Annotated in this window: 14 protein-coding genes; all 14 read left to right on the top strand. The window is 43.1% G+C overall.

Annotation, left to right across the window (positions count from 1 at the left end; all coding sequences use genetic code 11):
• Positions 1 to 83 precede the first annotated feature (83 nt).
• The 14 genes from ABE547_RS07960 (at position 84) to glgB (ending at position 20,002) form a co-directional block, all read left to right on the top strand.
• Positions 84 to 1,505: an aminotransferase class I/II-fold pyridoxal phosphate-dependent enzyme gene (locus ABE547_RS07960; protein WP_347378278.1), complete on the top strand. Its 1,422-nt coding sequence runs from the start codon at positions 84 to 86 to the stop codon at positions 1,503 to 1,505.
• Positions 1,498 to 2,085: a guanylate kinase gene (locus ABE547_RS07955; protein WP_347378277.1), complete on the top strand. Its 588-nt coding sequence runs from the start codon at positions 1,498 to 1,500 to the stop codon at positions 2,083 to 2,085. The genes ABE547_RS07960 and ABE547_RS07955 overlap by 8 nt, the downstream gene beginning before the upstream one ends.
• On the top strand, positions 2,072 to 3,061 hold the full coding sequence (gene holB / locus ABE547_RS07950; protein WP_347378276.1) for a DNA polymerase III subunit delta': 990 nt from the start codon (positions 2,072 to 2,074) through the stop codon (positions 3,059 to 3,061). Before ABE547_RS07955 ends, holB begins: the two co-directional genes overlap by 14 nt.
• 4 nt (positions 3,062 to 3,065) lie before the next feature.
• Complete coding sequence (locus tag ABE547_RS07945) at positions 3,066 to 3,977, top strand: stage 0 sporulation family protein (RefSeq protein ID WP_235250499.1); 912 nt, start codon at positions 3,066 to 3,068, stop codon at positions 3,975 to 3,977.
• Positions 3,967 to 4,737, top strand: coding sequence for a tRNA1(Val) (adenine(37)-N6)-methyltransferase (locus ABE547_RS07940; protein WP_347378275.1), 771 nt, complete (start codon positions 3,967 to 3,969; stop codon positions 4,735 to 4,737). The genes ABE547_RS07945 and ABE547_RS07940 overlap by 11 nt, the downstream gene beginning before the upstream one ends.
• A 441-nt stretch (positions 4,738 to 5,178) precedes the next feature.
• Positions 5,179 to 5,439 (top strand): hypothetical protein, encoded by a 261-nt coding sequence (locus ABE547_RS07935; RefSeq protein WP_347378274.1) that lies wholly within the window; start codon positions 5,179 to 5,181, stop codon positions 5,437 to 5,439.
• Positions 5,430 to 6,293, top strand: coding sequence for a 16S rRNA (cytidine(1402)-2'-O)-methyltransferase (gene rsmI, locus ABE547_RS07930; protein WP_347378273.1), 864 nt, complete (start codon positions 5,430 to 5,432; stop codon positions 6,291 to 6,293). Before ABE547_RS07935 ends, rsmI begins: the two co-directional genes overlap by 10 nt.
• A gap of 162 nt (positions 6,294 to 6,455) precedes the next feature.
• Entirely contained in the window at positions 6,456 to 7,568 is a 1,113-nt protein-coding gene (gene ugpC / locus ABE547_RS07925) for a sn-glycerol-3-phosphate ABC transporter ATP-binding protein UgpC (protein WP_347378272.1), read from the top strand.
• A gap of 186 nt (positions 7,569 to 7,754) precedes the next feature.
• Entirely contained in the window at positions 7,755 to 8,840 is a 1,086-nt protein-coding gene (locus ABE547_RS07920; RefSeq protein WP_347378271.1) for a helix-turn-helix domain-containing protein, read from the top strand.
• A 13-nt stretch (positions 8,841 to 8,853) separates the two neighbouring features.
• Entirely contained in the window at positions 8,854 to 11,133 is a 2,280-nt protein-coding gene (locus tag ABE547_RS07915) for a hydratase (protein ID WP_347378270.1), read from the top strand.
• Positions 11,134 to 11,303: 170 nt separating this feature from the next.
• Complete coding sequence (locus tag ABE547_RS07910; RefSeq protein WP_347378269.1) at positions 11,304 to 11,783, top strand: RNA polymerase sigma factor; 480 nt, start codon at positions 11,304 to 11,306, stop codon at positions 11,781 to 11,783.
• Positions 11,784 to 11,800: 17 nt separating this feature from the next.
• Positions 11,801 to 13,681 carry a beta-propeller domain-containing protein gene (locus tag ABE547_RS07905; RefSeq protein ID WP_347378268.1) on the top strand — a complete coding sequence of 627 codons (1,881 nt, stop codon included), beginning with the start codon at positions 11,801 to 11,803 and terminating at the stop codon, positions 13,679 to 13,681.
• Positions 13,682 to 14,876: 1,195 nt separating this feature from the next.
• Entirely contained in the window at positions 14,877 to 17,981 is a 3,105-nt protein-coding gene (locus ABE547_RS07900; RefSeq protein ID WP_347378331.1) for a hypothetical protein, read from the top strand.
• Between the two features lie 110 nt (positions 17,982 to 18,091).
• Complete coding sequence (glgB, locus tag ABE547_RS07895; RefSeq protein WP_347378267.1) at positions 18,092 to 20,002, top strand: 1,4-alpha-glucan branching protein GlgB; 1,911 nt, start codon at positions 18,092 to 18,094, stop codon at positions 20,000 to 20,002.
• Positions 20,003 to 20,005 lie beyond the last annotated feature (3 nt).

Below are 20,005 nucleotides of genomic sequence, written 5' to 3'. Positions count from 1 at the left end.
AAAATATCAATGATATGTTTTTTTGCTATATACAGCTAAGAAGAGCATTATTTTTAACGAAAAGATAACAGCCGGGAGCAGCAATGAGCACTTTATACGAGAAATTAAGAACATACAGCCATTCTGATTATTATGGTTTTCATATGCCGGGGCATAAGCGCCATCTGGATCTCATGCCGGGAACTTCGCCGTATTCGATTGATATTACGGAGATAGACGGGTTTGATGATCTGCATCATGCAGAGGGAATTCTTCTGGAGGCGCAAAGACGTGCCTCTGAGGTTTATCATGCAGAAGAGACCCATTTCCTTATTAATGGAAGTACGGTGGGGATTCTGAGTGCCATTGCCGGTGTAACACAAAAGGGAGATACGATACTTGTGGCAAGGAATTGCCACAAGTCCGTGTATCATGCGATCTACATGAACGAGCTGAATCCGGTATATTTATATCCGCGTTTTGATGAAGAGGTTCAGCTGAATACCGAAATATCTGCAGAGGATGTGCAGAGGGCCCTGGAAGAGCACCCACAGATCCGGGCGGTTGTGATTGTATCACCGACATACGATGGAGTAGTGTCGGATGTGGCTGCGATTGCAGCAGTGGTACATGAAAAAGGACTGCCTCTGATCGTGGATGAGGCACATGGGGCTCATTTTGGTTTTCATGAGGCATTCCCGGTCAGGGCGAATGAGCTTGGTGCAGATCTTGTGATCAACAGTCTCCATAAAACACTTCCGGCTTTGACGCAGACGGCTCTTCTGCATATCAACGGAAAGATTGCAGATCGGGAAAGAGTGCGGAGATATCTGGGCATGCTGCAAAGCAGCAGTCCTTCCTATGTTCTGATGGCGGGAATTGATGCCTGTGTGGAGCTGATATCCCGGAGACAGGAAGAAATCTTTCCGCCATATGTAAAGCGGCTAAGAGAACTTCGCGGCAGACTGCGGAAGCTGGAGCATCTGAATCTGGTGGAAACAGAGCATTATGATATTTCAAAGGTTGTGATCTCTGTAAGGAATGCGGATATGACAAGCCACGAATTGTATCGCATGCTTCTGAATGAGTATCATCTTCAGATGGAGATGGTGGCCGGAACATATGTGCTTGCGATGACCAGCGTAGGAGATACGGAGGAAGGAATGTGCCGGCTTGCGAAGGCACTTCTGGAGATCGATCAAAAATGCGGACGCAGAACAGAGACACTTCGGTATCCGCTGGACGGAAGACAGCCGGTACTTCCGAAAGTATATGGAAGTGCAGAGCTTGAAAGATGTATAAAAACGGCGGAAAGAAAGACGATAAAAACCGTTTCCTGGGAACAGAGTGAAGGCTTCGTCTCCATGGAATCGGCATATCTGTATCCTCCGGGAAGTCCGCTTATTGTGCCGGGAGAGCGAATTACAAAAGAGGCGGTTGATCTGCTCGAATGGTACAGAGACAATGAATTTGCCATAGAGGGTCTGAAAACGAATGATTGCATAGAGGTGTGGACAGATGGGTAAGATATATTATATGATGGGAAAAAGTTCTTCGGGAAAAGATACCATATATAAAGAGTTGCTTGAAAGGATGCCGACGCTTGGAACCCTGATACTGTACACAACCAGACCGAAAAGAGATGGTGAACAGAATGGGGTGGAATATTTCTTCATATCTGATGAAGAGATGGAGAATTTCCGGCGAGAAGGAAAGATTATTGAACTTCGTACATATCATACCGTGTACGGTGACTGGAAATATGCTACAATAGATGATGGACAGATGAATCTGGACGATTCGGATTATCTGATGATCGGGACTCTGGAGTCATACTGTAAGACAAAGGCGTATTATGGGGAAGAGCATCTGATACCGATATATATAGAGGTGGAAGACGGAGAAAGACTGCTCCGGGCGATAAAAAGAGAGCAGCAGCAGGAAACCCCGGGATATGCAGAGGTCTGCAGGAGATTCCTGGCAGATCAGCAGGATTTTTCAGAGGATCATCTGAGAGAAGCCGGAATTACAAAACGATACAACAACGATGATAAGATACGATGTATAGAAGAGATCATAGGAGAGATACAACATGGGAAGCTTTAAAGACGTGGTTGGTCACAAGGACATAATTAATTATATCAGAAATGCAGTTTTAAATGACAAGGTATCGCATGCCTATATTTTAAATGGTGAGAGAGGTTCTGGAAAAAAACTGCTTGCAAATCTGTTTGCAATGACACTTTTGTGTGAACAGGGCGGACCGGATCCCTGTAATCAGTGCCATTCCTGCAAGCAGGCAGAGAGCGGCAATCATCCGGATATCATCCGTGTTACGCATGAGAAGCCAAACAGTATCAGTGTAGATGATATTCGTACACAGGTGAATAATACCGTAGATATCAAGCCGTATCAGGGGCCGTATAAAGTATACATTATTCCGCAGGCAGACCTGATGACACCACAGGCACAGAATGCGCTGTTAAAAACGATCGAGGAACCGCCGGAGTATGCGGTATTTCTCCTGCTTACAGAGAATGCGGAGACGCTTCTTGCGACGATCAATTCCAGGTGTGTTATGCTGAAACTTCGCAATATCAAGGACACACTGATCAAAAAATATCTGATGGAGAACCTTCAGATCCCGGATTATAAAGCGGATGTGTGCACTGCATTTGCGCAGGGAAATATGGGACGTGCCATTATGCTTGCCAATTCCGAGCATTTCAATGAGATCAGAGAAGAAGCGGTGCAGCTGCTGAAATATATTCATGAGATGGAATTGAGTGAGATCGTAAGTGCCGTAAAGAATATCACAGTGTATAAATTAGAAATTGTGGATTATCTGGATATCATTATGATCTGGTATCGGGATGTCCTGTTATATAAAGCAACAAAAGATGTCGATAAAGTCGTGTTTAAAGACCAGATGACTTATATTAAAGAACAGGCAAGAAAGAGCTCCTATGAGGGAATTGAACTGATCCTTAAGAGCCTTGAGAATGCAAAGAGCAGGTTAAGGGCCAATGTAAACTTTGACCTGGTTATGGAGCTTCTGTTCCTGACGATAAAGGAGAATTAATCATATGACAAGAGTAATAGGTGTGAGATTCAGACCTGCGGGCAAGATCTATTTCTTTGCTCCGGGAAAGCTGGACATTAAGACAGGTGATAAAGTAATCGTAGAGACTGCAAGAGGCGTGGAATATGGTTCTGTTGTTACAGGACCGAAGGATGTGGAAGATGAACGGATTACACCGCCGCTCAAATCAGTCATCCGGATCGCTACGGCAGAGGATGAGAAAAAGGAAGAAAAAAACAGGGAAAAAGAGAAAGAAGCATTTAAGATCTGTCTGGAAAAGATTCACAAGCATGGTCTGGAGATGAAACTGATCGATGCAGAATATACATTTGACAATAATAAAGTATTGTTTTACTTTACGGCAGATGGAAGAATTGATTTCCGTGAATTGGTAAAGGATCTTGCGAGCGTATTCCGTACCAGAATTGAACTTCGTCAGATCGGAGTACGTGATGAGACAAAGATCCGTGGAGGAATCGGAATCTGCGGGCGCCCATTGTGCTGCCATACGTATCTGTCAGAATTTGCGCCGGTATCGATCAAGATGGCCAAGGAACAGAATCTGTCTCTGAATCCGACGAAGATATCAGGTGTATGCGGAAGACTGATGTGCTGTCTGACGAATGAGGAAGAGACGTATGAAGAACTGAACAGTCATCTGCCGACGACTGGTGATCATGTAACAACTCCGGAAGGGCTTAAGGGGGATGTTCATTCGGTCAATGTTCTGCGTCAGCTGGTCAAAGTTATTGTGACGCTGGATAATGATGAAAAGGAAATCCGCGAATATAAGGCCTCTGAACTTAAATTCAAGTCCAGAAGAAAGAAAAAAGATGTAAAACTGACAAAAGAAGAGCTCAAGGAACTGAAGGCGTTAGAGGAGAAGAATGGAGCGTCAAAATTAGATGATGAATAGAACGTCCGGAAGAGACAGAAAAATATACCTGAAAGAAGAAGAACGTCTGGATGATCTGCAGATCAAAGGATATGAGATTATTCAAAGTCCGGGGAGATTCTGTTTTGGTATGGATGCTGTGCTGCTGTCTTCATTTGCAAAAGTAAAAAAGAGTGAAAAAGCGCTGGATCTGGGCACCGGGACGGGAATTCTTCCGATTCTTCTTGAGGCGAAAAATCCGGGTCTGCATTATACAGGACTGGAAATTCAGGAAGAAAGCGCGAAGATGGCAAGAAGAAGCGTAAGCTATAATGAACTGGACGATAAGATCGATATCGTTATGGGAGATATTAAAGAGGCAGCCTCTATATTCGGAGCGGCCTCTTTTGAGGTCATTACGACAAATCCGCCGTATATGATCGGAGACCATGGATTGAAGAATCAGAATGAAGCTCTGTATATTGCCCGGCATGAGGTACTGTGTACATTAGATGATATCTTAAGAGAAAGCGCGAAGATACTGAAAGTAAAAGGGAGATTCTACATGGTACACCGTCCGTTCCGTCTGCCGGAGATTATGGCGAAGATGTGTGCATACGGAATTGAGCCGAAGCGCATGCGGCTTGTGTATCCCTATGTGGATAAAGAACCCAACATGGTTCTGATCGAGGGGATGAAAGGCGGCAATCCGAGAATGCAGGTGGAACCACCGCTGATCGTGTACCGCAAAGACGGAACCTATACAGAAGAATTATTGAAGATGTATACAACATTTCAGTAGGGCTTTTCTTCTGAAATGTTGTACTTCCATAGACAGTGCTTGACTGTGCCTGTTCATTTTGTTATTATACGTTACACAGATAGCCGGTATATAAGAAGCTATCGCCATGTTATAATTTCTCTGTATTCCTTTCTGGAATCATATGCTCAGGAATTACAGTATCTAAAAATAATCGTTCCGATTCGGAATTAATTCCAGAAAAAACAAAGAGGCGAGATTGTTGAGAAAAAGGATTTGGTGCAGGTGATTTTATCTCCACTGATGTCTGGAAGTTCCTCGGAAAAAGAACGAATACTTCGTGTGTGCCAGATTTTGAGAGACGCGGAAGCAGAAGATAATATATCAAAAGAAGAAATTGAAAAATTTCGTGCAGTGATATATGCATTTGCAGTAAAATTTTTGAAACGAGAAGAATTAGAGGATGTAAAGGAGGCATTCAGGATGACAATACTTGGGGAAATGATCTGGGAAGAGGGAAGAGAAGAGGGAAGAGAAGAAGGAAGAGAAGAAGGTGTATTGCGTGGAAAACTTTCTCTGATCTGCAAAAAACTTCAGAAAGGGCAGCAGATAGATCGGATCGCAGAGGCGTTGGAAGAAGATGTTTCTTACATTGAAAGTGTTTGCAGGATTGCAGATAAGTATGCACCGGAATATGATGAAGAGAAAATATACAGGGAGTTTATAAAGAACAGATGCAGATAAGAAGAAATGTTACGACGGGTACATTATATTTATGCGCGACACCAATCGGGAATCTGGAAGATATGACGTTTCGTGCAGTTCGGATATTAAAGGAAGTGGATCTGATCGCAGCGGAAGATACACGCAACAGCATTAAGCTGCTGAATCATTTTGAAATCAAGACGCCGATGACCAGTTATCACGAATACAATAAGATTGAAAAAGGGCATAAGCTGGTAGAGCGACTGCTGGATGGACAGGATATTGCACTGATTACAGATGCCGGCATGCCGGGAATCTCTGATCCGGGAGAGGAACTGGTGAGTATGTGCCAGGAGGCGGGCGTGCCGGTGACAGCAGTACCTGGAGCATGTGCCTGCGTGACTGCGCTTACGATATCCGGTCTTCCTACCAGGAGATTTGCATTTGAGGCATTTCTTCCGACTGATAAAAAGGAACGGCAGACGATTCTTGATGAATTGAAAAATGAGACAAGAACGATGGTGATCTATGAGGCACCGCATCGTCTCAGAAAAACGCTTCTGCTTTTGAGAGAAGTTCTCGGAGATCGCAGGATCAGTATCTGCAGAGAACTGACCAAGAAGCACGAAACGGTATATGCCACAACAATAGAAGAAGCGTGTGCCTATTATGAGACGCAGGAGCCGAAAGGGGAATGCGTGATGGTTATAGAAGGAAAAAGCAGAGAAGCGATTCGCAGGGAAGAAAAGGCCGGATGGGAAGAGTTGAGCATTCCCGCACATATGGAGCATTATATGAGCCAGGGAATGGATAAAAAGACGGCAATGAAGCAGGTGGCGAAGGACCGGGGGGTAGGAAAAAGGGATATCTATCAGGCACTGCTAGAGGAGTAGTGCTGGTTCACGCAAGAGTGTCTTGGTCAACTTGTATAGAAATTTGAAAAAAAATTGTTCAACTTGGGCATACCCCCGGTTGAACTTTTTTTATATACTGTATAACAGAACGAAACAGACAGCGTTAATACGTAATTTTTTATATCAGGAGGAACAGGAACAATGGCAAGTTTATCACTGAAGCACATTAACAAAACATATCCAAATGGATTTGAAGCAGTTAAAGATTTCAACCTTGAAATTGAAGATAAAGAATTTATCATCTTCGTAGGACCATCAGGATGTGGAAAATCTACAACACTTCGTATGGTTGCAGGTCTGGAAGAGATTTCTTCCGGTGAACTGAAGATCGGCGATAAAGTTGTAAATGATGTAGAACCAAAAGACAGAGATATCGCAATGGTATTCCAGAACTACGCTCTGTATCCACATATGACAGTATACGATAACATGGCATTTGGTCTGAAGTTAAGAAAAGTACCAAAGGATGAGATCGACAAGATGGTTCGTGAAGCTGCTAAGATCCTGGATCTGGAACCACTGTTGGATCGTAAACCGAAGGCTTTGTCAGGTGGACAGAGACAGCGTGTTGCTATGGGACGTGCTATCGTACGTAATCCTAAGGTATTCCTTATGGATGAGCCTCTTTCAAACCTGGATGCAAAACTTCGTGGACAGATGCGTGTTGAGATCTCCAGATTACATCAGAGATTAGGTACAACTATTATCTACGTTACACATGACCAGACAGAAGCTATGACACTGGGAACCAGAATCGTAGTTATGAATGCCGGTGTTGTTCAGCAGGTAGATACACCTCAGACACTGTATGATCGTCCGTGTAACCTGTTCGTTGCAGGATTCATCGGATCTCCGCAGATGAACTTCGTAGATGCAACATGTAAGGTTGTTGGCGACAAGGTATACCTGGTAGCAGGACCTTCAGAGATCGAGCTTCCACCTGCAAAAGCTAAGAAGCTGATTGATGGCGGATATGCAGGAAAAACGGTTGTACTTGGAATTCGTCCGGAAGATGTACATGATGAGCAGATGTTCATCGAGGCTTCTCCGAATACTGTAATCGAAGCTAAGATCCGTGTATACGAGATGCTTGGTGCAGAAGTATTCTTATACTTTGATTATGAAGGATCCAGCATGACAGCAAGAGTTGATCCTAGAACAACTGCAAGAACAGGTGATACTGTTAAGTTTGCACTGGATGCTGAAAAGATTCATGTATTTGACAAAGAGACAGAACTTACAATTACAAACTAAGATATATGCAATGAGGCCAGACGCAGATGCGTCTGGCCTTTTCGGTGTATAGACGGAAACAGATTCCGAAAATGCAGGAAATCAGGCTGGCAATTTTTTCTTGTCGTATATATTTTATCTGGTATAATGTATGCATAGCATTCGTAAAAATTGTGGAATGCGATATAAAGAACAGGAGGTTGGGACGTGTTATCGAATCAAATATTGCATAAGGCGCTGCAGGATATCAAGAATATCGCTGGATGTGAGTGCGCGGTCTGGGATGCAGAAGGGATCTGTGTGGTCATGACCAATGAAAAGATGACGGAGTACAGCAGCAACGCGGCCGAAGCCTGGGAGAAAGCCGGAACGATCGATGAACTGATTCGGGAAGATCTGGGAATGTTTCTGGTCTATGATGACGATGAACTGGTCTATGTACTGGGACTGAAAGGAGCTGGTGCGCAGACACAGATGGCAGGAAGAATGGGGGCCAGTCAGATCAAGAATCTTCTGTTCGCGTATAAGGAAAGAATGGATAAGAATCGGTTTATTCAGAATCTGCTGTTGGACAATCTGCTGCTGGTTGACATTTATAATCAGGCCAAAAAAATGAAGGTTCCGGTGGAGACAAGAAGAACGGTATTTGTAGTGGAGCCTAAGAATGAGGAAGACAGTCTGGTTCTGGAAACGTTAAAAGGATTATATGCGGTCGGAACAAAGGATTTTGTTACGGCTGTTGATGAAGGACATACGATTATCGTGAAATCGCTTCAGCCAACAGATGGATACCCGCAGCTGCATCAGATGGCAAGAGAACTTGTGGATACCTTGAATGCAGAAGCAATGGTAAGCGTCAGAGTTGCTTTTGGCACGATTGTTGATGAGCTGAAAGATGTATCCAAATCTTATAAAGAAGCGGATATGGCGCTTGAAGTAGGAAGAGTATTTTATACAGAGAAGAAGATTCTGGCATATAATGAACTGGGAATCGGAAGACTGATACATCAGCTTCCGTCTTCACTTTGTGAAATGTTCCTGAAAGAAGTATTTGAAGGCGGAGAAGTGAATCATTTTGAAGAGGAAGAACTGACAACAGTATATACTTTTTTTGACAACAATCTGAACATATCTGAGACGGCAAGAAGATTATATGTCCATCGGAATACACTGGTATACAGGCTGGAAAAGATTCAGAAAAAAACGGGATTAGATGTCAGAGTGTTTGAAGATGCATTGACATTTAAGATAGCCATGATGGTGGCAGATCACATGAAGTATATGAAAGATTAGGAGGAGACAAGACATGGTGAAATTATACGACAAGGGAGTCTATCTGCTGAATGGAACAGAAATTGTCGAATGTCCGCAGGAGGTTGCTGCGAAAACAGGAAAAGAAGTGTCACAGGAGGAAGCTGCGAGGAATACGATGGCATATCATATTCTGGCGGACCATAATACTTCCGGCAATATGGAAAGATTACAGATTAAGTTTGACAAACTGACCTCTCACGATATTACATTTGTAGGGATTATCCAGACAGCGAGAGCATCAGGATTAGAGAAATTTCCAATTCCATACGTGCTGACAAACTGTCACAATTCTCTGTGCGCGGTTGGCGGAACCATTAATGAAGATGATCACATGTTTGGTCTTACCTGTGCGAAAAAATATGGCGGAATCTATGTTCCTCCGCACCAGGCAGTCATTCATCAGTTTGCACGCGAGATGCTTGCGGGAGGCGGCAAGATGATTCTGGGTTCTGACAGTCATACCCGTTATGGTGCACTTGGCACAATGGCGATGGGCGAAGGCGGTCCGGAGCTTGTAAAACAGCTGTTGAATAAGACATATGATATCAAGATGCCGGGGGTAGTGGGAATCTACCTTGACGGCGAACCGATGAAGGGCGTCGGCCCTCAGGATGTCGCACTTGCAATTATCGGGGCAACGTTTAAAAACGGTTATGTGAATAATAAGGTTATGGAATTTGTCGGTCCGGGTGTTGGTAAACTGAGTGCGGACTTCCGTATTGGCATTGATGTTATGACAACAGAGACCACCTGTTTGTCTTCTATCTGGAAAACAGACGAGAAGATTCAGGAATTCTACGAGATTCATGGAAGAGCAGAAGATTATAAAGAACTGAATCCTGGAGCAGTTACTTATTATGATGGTATGGTATATGTCAACTTAAGTGAGATCAGGCCGATGATCGCGATGCCGTTCCATCCGTCTAATGTATATACCATTGACGAGGTAAATGCAAACCTGGAGGATATTCTTCATGATGTAGAGCAGAAAGCGCTGGTAAGTCTGGATGGAGCAGTTGATTATTCCCTGCAGAGTAAGATTGTAAATGGAAAATTATATGTGGATCAGGGAATTATTGCAGGCTGTGCCGGTGGTGGATTTGAGAATATCTGCGCGGCTGCAGATATTATTATGGGACACTATATTGGCTCTGATGAATTTACATTCAGTGTATATCCGGCAAGTACACCGGTTTATATGGAACTGGTGAAGAACGGAGCGGTTGCGGATCTGATGGAAGCAGGAACAATCGTGAAAACTGCATTCTGTGGACCTTGCTTCGGGGCAGGAGATACACCGGCCAACAATGCTTTCTCTATTCGCCATTCTACACGTAACTTCCCGAACCGTGAAGGTTCCAAGCTGCAGAGCGGGCAGATTGCATCTGTTGCACTTATGGATGCACGTTCTATTGCAGCAACTGCTGCAAATAAGGGCTTCCTCACACCTGCAACAGCAATGGATGTAGAATATAAAGGACGCAAATATCATTTTGATAAGAATATCTATGCTAACCGTGTGTTTGACAGTAAGGGTGTGGCTGATCCGTCTGTTGAGATCAAATTTGGTCCGAATATCAAGGACTGGCCGGCAATGCCGGCGCTGGCAGAGAACCTGCTTCTGAAAGTCGTATCTGAGATTCACGATCCGGTAACGACAACGGATGAATTGATTCCTTCCGGAGAGACATCTTCTTATCGCTCCAATCCTTTGGGACTGGCAGAATTCGCATTGTCCAGAAAAGATCCGGCATATGTGGGACGTGCAAAAGAGGTTCAGAAAGCGGAAAAAGCAATTGAAGCAGGGCAGTGTCCGCTGGAAGTTCTGGAAGAGCTGAAGCCGGTTATGACAAAGGTAAATGCGGCTTATCCGGAGATCGGAAAGGGTAATCTGGGAATCGGAAGTACAATTTTTGCTGTAAAACCAGGTGATGGTTCCGCAAGAGAGCAGGCGGCCTCCTGTCAGAAGGTGCTTGGCGGATGGGCGAATATTGCCAATGAATATGCAACAAAAAGATATCGCTCTAATCTGATCAACTGGGGAATGCTTCCATTTATTACAGAGGAAGATCATGAGCATCTGAGTTTTAAAAACGGAGACTATATCCTTGTGCCTGAGATCAGAAAAGCAGTGGAAGCGAAAGCATCCGAGATCAAAGCATATGTGGTTGGAGAGGAACTGAAAGAAATCACATTAAAACTTGGCGATATGACGGATGCAGAGAGAGAGATTATCTTAAAAGGATGTCTGATCAACTATTACAGAGGATAAAGGATATCATTAAGGCTGCGATAAAAGCATCGCAGCCTTTTTTCTACATATTTTTATGATAATATGAAAATGAATGCAACAGTTTACTGCTTTTTGGACTCTAATAAGTATAAGGACTGGCAGTGCGAAGTGAAATATCAGGAAAGGCAATCCGGCAGGGAGGGAAGGGTATGAAATGTGATGCAAAGACGTTTGCCAGGATGTATGAAGAAATCTATGCAGATCTGTATCGATACGCTCTGTGTATACTGAGAAACCAGCATGAGGCAGAGGATGCGGTCAGTGAGGCGGTGATATCGGCTTATGAAAACATCCAAAAGCTCAGGGCACAGACGGCTTTTAAAAGCTGGATGTATACGATCCTGACAAATATATGTAAAAAAAGATTGAAAAAATCTGCGAAGGAACTACATAATGTGTGGGAAATACCAGAGAAGAATGAATTATGTGAAGAACCGGATTACGGAAGAGATGCAGAAGTCCGAAGAGCATTCTTTGTCCTGTCTGAAGAAGAGCAGATGATCATAGGCATGTCGGTTTTTGGTGGATACAATAGTGCGGAGATCGGGAAGATATTGGGTATGAATCCCAATACTGTCCGATCCAGGAGGAGCCGCGCTCTTCAGAAGATGAAATGTGTTCTGAGTTAGAGGAAGGAGGCTGTGCCATGAATAAGAATGAACAGAATGTGATTGATCAGATACGAAAAGGAGCAGAAGAGATAGAAGTTCCGGATCGTTTGAAACCGGACCAGATCCGGGAACTTCTGGAAAACAGAAAGCAGAAAAAACGATTTCCAATTTCCCGGATCGGGGTTCTTGCAGCAGCGTGCGTTGTCGTGGTATCAGGAATCCTGTTGTGGACAGATCAGCGTATGGGACAGAAGAACGGAGATACCGGGCAGAATGCAGACAGTCAGATAAGCGCGAGTAAAGAACTTGCTATGGCTGAAAGTTATGATCAGATCTATCAATATGTAAAATCCTATCAGGATTCTATGATGACCAGAGAGGCGGTTACGTATGATCTGGGGATTACAGAAGAGGCTTCGCTGGATTCAAGTGTTTCCGCGAATGGCTTCGGCATGAAGCAGGAGTATGGCAATTCGGGAGATTATTCGCAGACGAACGTCAGACAGGAAGGGGTCGATGAAGGTGATATCGTAAAAACAGACGGGATATATCTGTATGTTGTGGAAGAAAATGGATACGTGGTGGATATTGTCTCAGTAAATGGCGGAAATATGGAGAAATGTGGAAGTGTCACGCTTGAAAAAGAATGCACGATTCGGGAAATCTATCTGGATACAGAACGAAAAAGAATGGTGCTGATCTCAGAACAGGACTATATGACGGCAGACGGGGGAACAGTGGAGACAGAGGCGTTGACCTATGATATTGCGGATGTGGCGGAGCCGAAAGAAATTGGCCGTATGTCTCAGAGTGGAAATTACAATACATCCAGAATGGCAAATGGGTATCTCTATCTGTTCAGCACATATTATGTGAATAGTCCGATTGTCAGAGAGGATCCATCAACATATGTTCCGTTGATTAATGAAAAGGAGATGGAGCGGTCGGATATCTGTCTTCCACAGGTGTCTCAGGGCTGCATGTATGAAGTGATCACATCGATCGATATTGCGAACCCGGATGAAATCTGTGACAGTACAGCGATTTTCAGCAAAGGCGGGCAGACATACGTCAGCAATCAGAACATTTATTATTATGAAACGCAATGGGAAGATTCCGACAGATATACGACAACTGTCCGGAAGTTTGCATATCAGGACGGAAAACTGGAGGGAAAGGCACAGGGAAGCTTTGCCGGATATCTGAATGATACCTTTTCTATTGACGAGTACCAGGGAAAGCTGAGAGTTGTGACGACAGATGGCGACACCAATGCAGTCTATGTGATGAATGAAAGTCTGGAGATCACCGGGGCTATAGAAGATCTGGCAAAAGATGAAAGGGTATATTCAGCCAGATTTATTGGAGATACCGGATACTTTGTTACTTTCAGGGAGACAGACCCGCTTTTCAGTGTAGATCTGTCAGACCCGGAAAATCCGAGGATTATCGGAGAACTTAAGATTCCTGGTTTCTCGGAGTATCTGCACTTCTATGGCGAGGACAGATTGCTTGGGATCGGTATGGCTGCGGATGAAAACACAGGAGCAACGGAAGGGGTAAAGCTTACGATGTTTGATATCTCGGACCGGACAGATGTAAAAGAAGAAGCAACGTATGTGATAGAAGATGCCTATGGAACAGATGTGGCGTATGATTATAAAGCAGTTCTGGCTGATCCGCAGAAAAATCTGATTGGATTTGCCGCCTATGGAATCAGAGGGGAAGACTACTACCTTTTTACCTATGAAGAGGAGACGGGATTCGTCTGCAGACTACAGGAAGAAATAAACGGAAATTCTTCCGGCGGAACCAGAGGCCTGTATATAGGAGATACACTGTATGTAATACGGGGAAATGTGATTGAAGCATATGATCTTGCAAATTCTAAAAAATCCGGGGATATCATATTGTAGAAATTGAAAAAATATTTTTAAAAAATCAGAATATTTAACAATTGTAATCAAATTATAAATTAATAAAAAGAAAATAGAAAAGTAGTGTTGACAAATGTGAACGGGAGTGATATTATATAATCAATCCAAAGGAAACCAGTTATAAATCATGAAAAGGATTCCTGACGAGAAAGGGAAGCTTGATAATATCATAAAGTTAGTGTTTATAGTTTGAGATCGGATATTTATATCTGCTAAGGAAATATCAGAAGATATGATAGTATGAAATCATTTGGTACAGCATCGAATGATTTATGAAAATAATTTTACTGATACAGAAAACGGATAGAATATCAGATATCATTTCCGGAAATATCTTAAGCCATATATCATATATCAAAAAATATTGGGTATCGGATATTTGTATAAATATCAGGTGTTTAAAAGTAAGATATAAGAATATGAGTAAGAGAGATTATGAGAAATATAAATGTAAATATTAAAGTTATGGTAAACAGTATTTATAAGTGGAAAGAATTATATTCATATGTCGGTGAGTATGATGAATGATTGGAAATAAAAGAAAAGGAGGCTTAATCCATTGGACAACGTTTCAGAATTTAAAAATCAATATGTTAGTGGTATGGCAAATAGTTCCCGTAGAGTAAGCCTTAACCATAGAAGATAGGAACCGGTGCGAAAGAATAGAAAGAATAAATCGGAGTAGAGAAACCGGATAAAATATATAGATAAAGATTTGCAGACATATTGAGTAAGTATACCACATAAAAATTCGATTATTTGAAAATGTGTAAAGAAACATTCGATAATATATTTGAGAAGATTCGTTTATTAGAATATAACGAGAAAAGGCATTGGGAACATTTGAATATAGAATGAATCCTCCGATTCGTGTAAATGAATATTATAAAATTGAATAAATAAGTGGCCATCATAATTGAAGAAGATTATGATGGCTATTTTAATTCCAGGGGATTAAGATGGGAAGAGTAGTATGTAGCTATAGCAGGTATGTCAAGTTATGAGTTTGTAACTTTTGTAATATATTTTTAACATTTTTAGGAGGATATTTTGACAATAGGAAGACCATATGATAAACTTATATAAGTAAAAATGTAAGTTCACATGTTAGTTTAAATATATTATTGAGGTGAGAAGTTTGGATAAATATGAATATCGGGTAAAAACAGAGCAAATGTTGGAACATTTGGAGAAGAAGGAATATAAAAAAGCAATGGATATCGCGGATACAATAGACTGGAGAAGGGTCAAAAATGTATCTATGCTGAATACAGTCAGTGAAATCTATGAATATAATGGGGAGCTTCAGAAAAGCAGGGATGTTCTTTTTATCGCGTTTGACCGTTCGCCGGGAAGCCGTAAGATTGTTTATCGCCTGGGAATTCTTGCGTTGAAGCTCAATGATATCAGTGAAGCTACGGACTGCTATGAAGAGTTTGTAAAAATTGCTCCGAAGGATCCGAACCAGTATATTTTAAAATATAAGATCTTAAGAGCGCAGGGAGCTCCGTTGACGGAACAGATTGCGGCAATGGAAGATTTTAAGAAAGCAGAATATATTGAAAAATGGGCGTATGAGCTTGCCAAGTTATATCATGAAGCAGGAATGACAGCAGAATGTCTGGAAGAGTGTGATGATCTGATTCTCTGGTTCAGTGAAGGAAAGTATGTATATCTGGCAATGGAGCTGAAGATGAAGTATAAACCGCTGACTCCGTTGCAGCAGGAGAAGTATGACAGTCGTCCGGGAGCAGTCAGAAGAAATAAAGCGATAGAGCCGGAACTGGAAGAGGAAACGGAAGAAGAAGCAGAAGAGGATCAGGAAGAAGAACTTTCCCAAGAAGAGAACGGGACAGCAGAGGTGCCGGAAGAGGAACAGGACGAAGAGGAAGAAGAAGAGGATGAGGACGAAGATGAGGAACCGGTTCAGCCGATAAGAGCCGGGGCGGAAGATATTCTTCGCGAACAGGAAGCCTGGGAAAGAGAACAGGAAGAAGAGGATGAAACTGTAGAATTTCCTGCGGATGAAAAACCGTATTCTTCGATTACACAGATTGTAAAGGGTGCTACTCTGGAGGAAGCTCTTGCAAATGGAGTTGCGCTTGCAAGCGGCATTAATATTGAAGAGAAGGCTATGAAGGAGAAGGAGGATGAACTTCTGCTGGATGGCCAGATGCGTATCGATGATATCCTTCAGCAATGGGAAGAAAAACAGAAGGTAAACGCAGAGGCAATAGAAAAACAGAAAGAAAAAGATATGGAGCGGATCCGACGCGAAAAGGAAGAAGCACGGCTTCGTAAGGAAGAGGAGCGTCGGGAAGTAGAGAGAAGAGCGGCTGAAGCAGAAGCAGCGAGAAGAGCCGCAGAAGAAGCCGCAAGGAGAGCAGCGGAGGAAGAGGCCGCAAGGAAGGCCGCAGAGGAAGCCGCAAGGAAAGCAGCGGAGGAAGAGGCAGCGAGAAAGGCAGCAGAAGAAGCTGCAAGGAAAGCCGCAGAAGAGGAAGCAGCTAGAAAAGCCGCAGAAGAAGAGGCAGCGAGAAAGGCAGCAGAGGAAGCCGCAAGGAAAGCCGCAGAAGAGGAAGCAGCTAGAAGAGCCGCAGAAGAAGAGGCTGCGAGAAAGGCAGCAGAGGAAGCTGCAAGGAAAGCCGCAGAAGAGGAAGCAGCTAGAAGAGCCGCAGAAGAAGAGGCAGCGAGAAAGGCTGCAGAGGAAGCCGCAAGAAAGGCTGCAGAGGAAGCCGCAAGAAAGGCAGCGGAGGAAGAGGCCGCAAGAAAGGCAGCGGAGGAAGAGGCAGCGAGAAAGGCCGCAGAAGAAGAGGCCGCAAGGAAGGCAGCAGAAGAAGAGGCTGCGAGAAAAGCGGCGGAAGAAGAAGCCGCAAGGAAAGCCGCAGAGGAAAAAAGCCCGACAAAGACACAGAGAATTCCAGATGATATTATAAAACTGATGGAAGAAATGGAAGAAGATGATCCCGAGGAAGAATATGAAGATACATTTATAGAAGAAAGTGTGGATGAACTGAGGGATGATGATCTGGAAGGAATAGAAGCAGAACTCGCAGATATTGACTTTGGCGATAATGATTTCTTTGAAGAAGATGCTTATGTCGAAAGTGAAGATTACGACGAGGCTGAGGACTTTGGAGAGGAAGACTTCGAAGAAGAGGATTTTGAAGAAGAAGACTTTGGAGAAGAGAACTTCGAAGAGGAGGACTTTGAAGAGGAAGATTTCGAAGAAGAAGACCTTGAAGAAGACTTTGAAGAAGAGGACTTTGAAGAGGAAGATTTCGAAGAAGAAGATTTTGAAGAAGAGGACTTCGAAGAGGAAGATTTTGAAGAAGAGGACTTCGAAGAGGAAGAAAATTTTGAAGAAGCATCGCTGGAGGAAGAACTGGAAATAGAAGAGCCTTCTGAAGAAGAGATTCAGGCAAGAATCAAGAAATCAAAGGGCGGAGTTCCGTTTGATACAGGATTTGTTGTAACCGGTCGATATGACTTAAGTGCTACCAGTGAGATCGGATTGAAGGCGGGACTTACAGAAGAACAAAAGAAACTATTTTCTTACTTTGTTCCAGTAAGAGGAATGAGTGAACAGATTGTGGAAGTACTTGATAATGACAGAAGGGCACAGCGTGAAGGTACTTCAAAAACGGGAAATCTTCTGGTAATCGGACGTAAGGGCTCTGGTAAGACGGTACTTGCTGTTGATATCGTTAAGGCAATTCAGAAACAGAGGAACTTAAAGCAGGGCAAGGTTGCAATTGTGACCGGCGAATCTCTGAACAAAAAGGAGCTTACCAACATTATTCAGAAGCTTCGGGGCGGAGCAATTATTATTGAAAAAGCAGGAAAATTAAATTCCAGAACAATTAAGGAACTGAATTATCTGATGGAAAAGAAAACCGGAGAACTTCTGGTAGTACTGGAAGATCAGAGAAAGCCACTGGAGCGTCTTCTGACCGCTAATCCGGATTTTAAGAAGAAATTCACTTCCAAACTGGAACTTCCGGTATTCATCAATGATGAACTTGTTACTTTCGGGCAGACATATGCAAAAGAAAATGGATATAAGCTGGATGAGATGGGAATTCTTGCACTCTACAGTCGTATCGATGTGATGCAGCGTGAAGACCACGCAGTGTCTGTTGCAGAGGTAAAGGAAATCATGGATGAGGCAATTGCTCATTCACAGAAGGCAAATGTAAAACACCTGGCAAGAAGAGTGTTTGGCAAGAGTACGGATGAGTCCGACAGAATTATCCTGAAAGAAGAAGATTTCAAGATATAAGAAAATTTCAAAAGGGTTTTGACAAGTAATATTTGTCAAAACCCTTTTATTTTGTCAGACACTAAAGTATAATACAAATATATTATGAAAAAGAAATGCGAGGGGTGAAAATGGCTGAAAAAAAGATAAAACCGTATGAGATCGGAGAGTTAGACCATTATCTTTTAGGACAGGGCACTCACTATGAGATCTACAAAAAGATGGGCGCGCATCTGGTAAAAAAGGGAAAGAAATCAGGTGTATATTTTGCTGTATGGGCGCCGCATGCACGTTCCGTATCAGTGGTAGGAAGTTTTAATGACTGGGATATGGAAGCCAATCCGATGAAGCGTGAAGAGCCTCTGGGGATCTATACCTGTTTTATTCCGGATGTAAAAGAGCTTGATCTGTACAAGTATTGTATCGAAACGTATAGTGGGGAACATGTTTTTAAGGCGGATCCTTATGCCAATTATGCAGAGTTGCGACCGGGAACGGCATCCAGAGTTGTGGATATTACAGGTCTGGAATGGACGGATGCAGAATGGCTGAAGAAAAGAGCGGACTGGGATCATACAAAATCACCAATGTCGGTGTATGAGGTGCACATCGGATCCTGGAGAAGACATCCGGGAACGGAAGATACAGGATTCTATAATTACCGGGAATTTGCAAAAGAAGTTACAAAATACATTAAGAATATGGGATACACACATGTGGAGCTGATGGGAATTGCAGAGCATCCATTTGACGGATCCTGGGGATATCAGGTAACGGGATATTTTGCACCGACTTCCAGATATGGAACGCCGGAAGATTTTGCCTGGATGGTTAATTATTTCCATCGGAATAAAATTGGTGTTATTCTGGACTGGGTACCGGCACATTTCCCGAGAGATTCCCATGGGTTGGCTAATTTTGACGGAACACCGACTTATGAGTATGCGGATCCGAGAAAAGGAGAGCATCCTGACTGGGGAACCAAGATCTTTGACTTTGGCAAGAATGAAGTGCGGAACTTCCTGATCTCCAATGCGTTATATTGGATCGAGCAGTTCCACATAGATGGACTCCGTGTAGATGCTGTTGCTTCCATCCTCTATCTGGATTATGGAAAGAAAGACGGAGAATGGGTTGCCAACAAGTATGGTGATAATAAGAATCTGGAAGCGATTGATTTCTTCAAACATTTGAATTCGGTTGTTCTTGGACGCAATCCGGGTGCTCTTATGATTGCAGAGGAATCAACGGCTTGGCCACAGGTGACCGGTAAGGTTGAGGATGGAGGCCTTGGATTCAGTCTGAAGTGGAATATGGGCTGGATGCACGATTTTACGGAATATATGAAGCTTGATCCGTATTTCCGTAAAGACAATCATTATATGATGACATTTGCCATGAGCTATGCATACAGTGAGAATTATATTCTGGTATTGTCTCACGATGAGGTAGTTCATCTGAAGTGTTCAATGCTGAACAAGATGCCGGGACTGGGATTTGATAAGTATGCCAACCTGAAGGCCGGTTACGCATTTATGATGGGACATTCCGGCAAGAAGCTTCTGTTTATGGGACAGGAATTTGCACAGCTTCGTGAGTGGAGCGAGGAAAGGGAACTGGACTGGTATCTTCTGAAGGAAGAGCCACATATTCAGATCCAGAACTGGGTAAGAGATCTGCTTCATCTGTATAAGAGGAAAAAAGCACTTTATGAGATGGATCAGAGCTGGGAAGGATTTGAGTGGATCAATGCGGATGATACATACAGAAGCATATACAGTTTTATGAGACATTCAAAGGATAAGAAACGGAATCTGCTGTTTGTGTGCAATTTTACTCCGATGGCAAGAGATGATTACCGTGTAGGTGTACCAAGAAAGAAACAGTATAAGTTAATTTTGAACAGTGACGATGTGAAATACGGAGGAACCGGAGAAGAAAGACCGGTTGTGTATAAAGCAGAAAAGAAGGAATGCGACGGAAGGCCATATTCTTTTGCATATAAGCTTCCGCCGTATGGAGTCGCTGTATTCGAATTCTAATAT

The organism is Dorea sp. YH-dor226, assembly GCF_039832105.1.
In the GTDB taxonomy this organism is placed as follows: Bacteria; Bacillota; Clostridia; order Lachnospirales; family Lachnospiraceae; genus Dorea_A.
The sequence above is the reverse complement of the archived record's forward strand: the minus strand, read 5'-3'. Positions and strand labels throughout refer to the sequence as shown.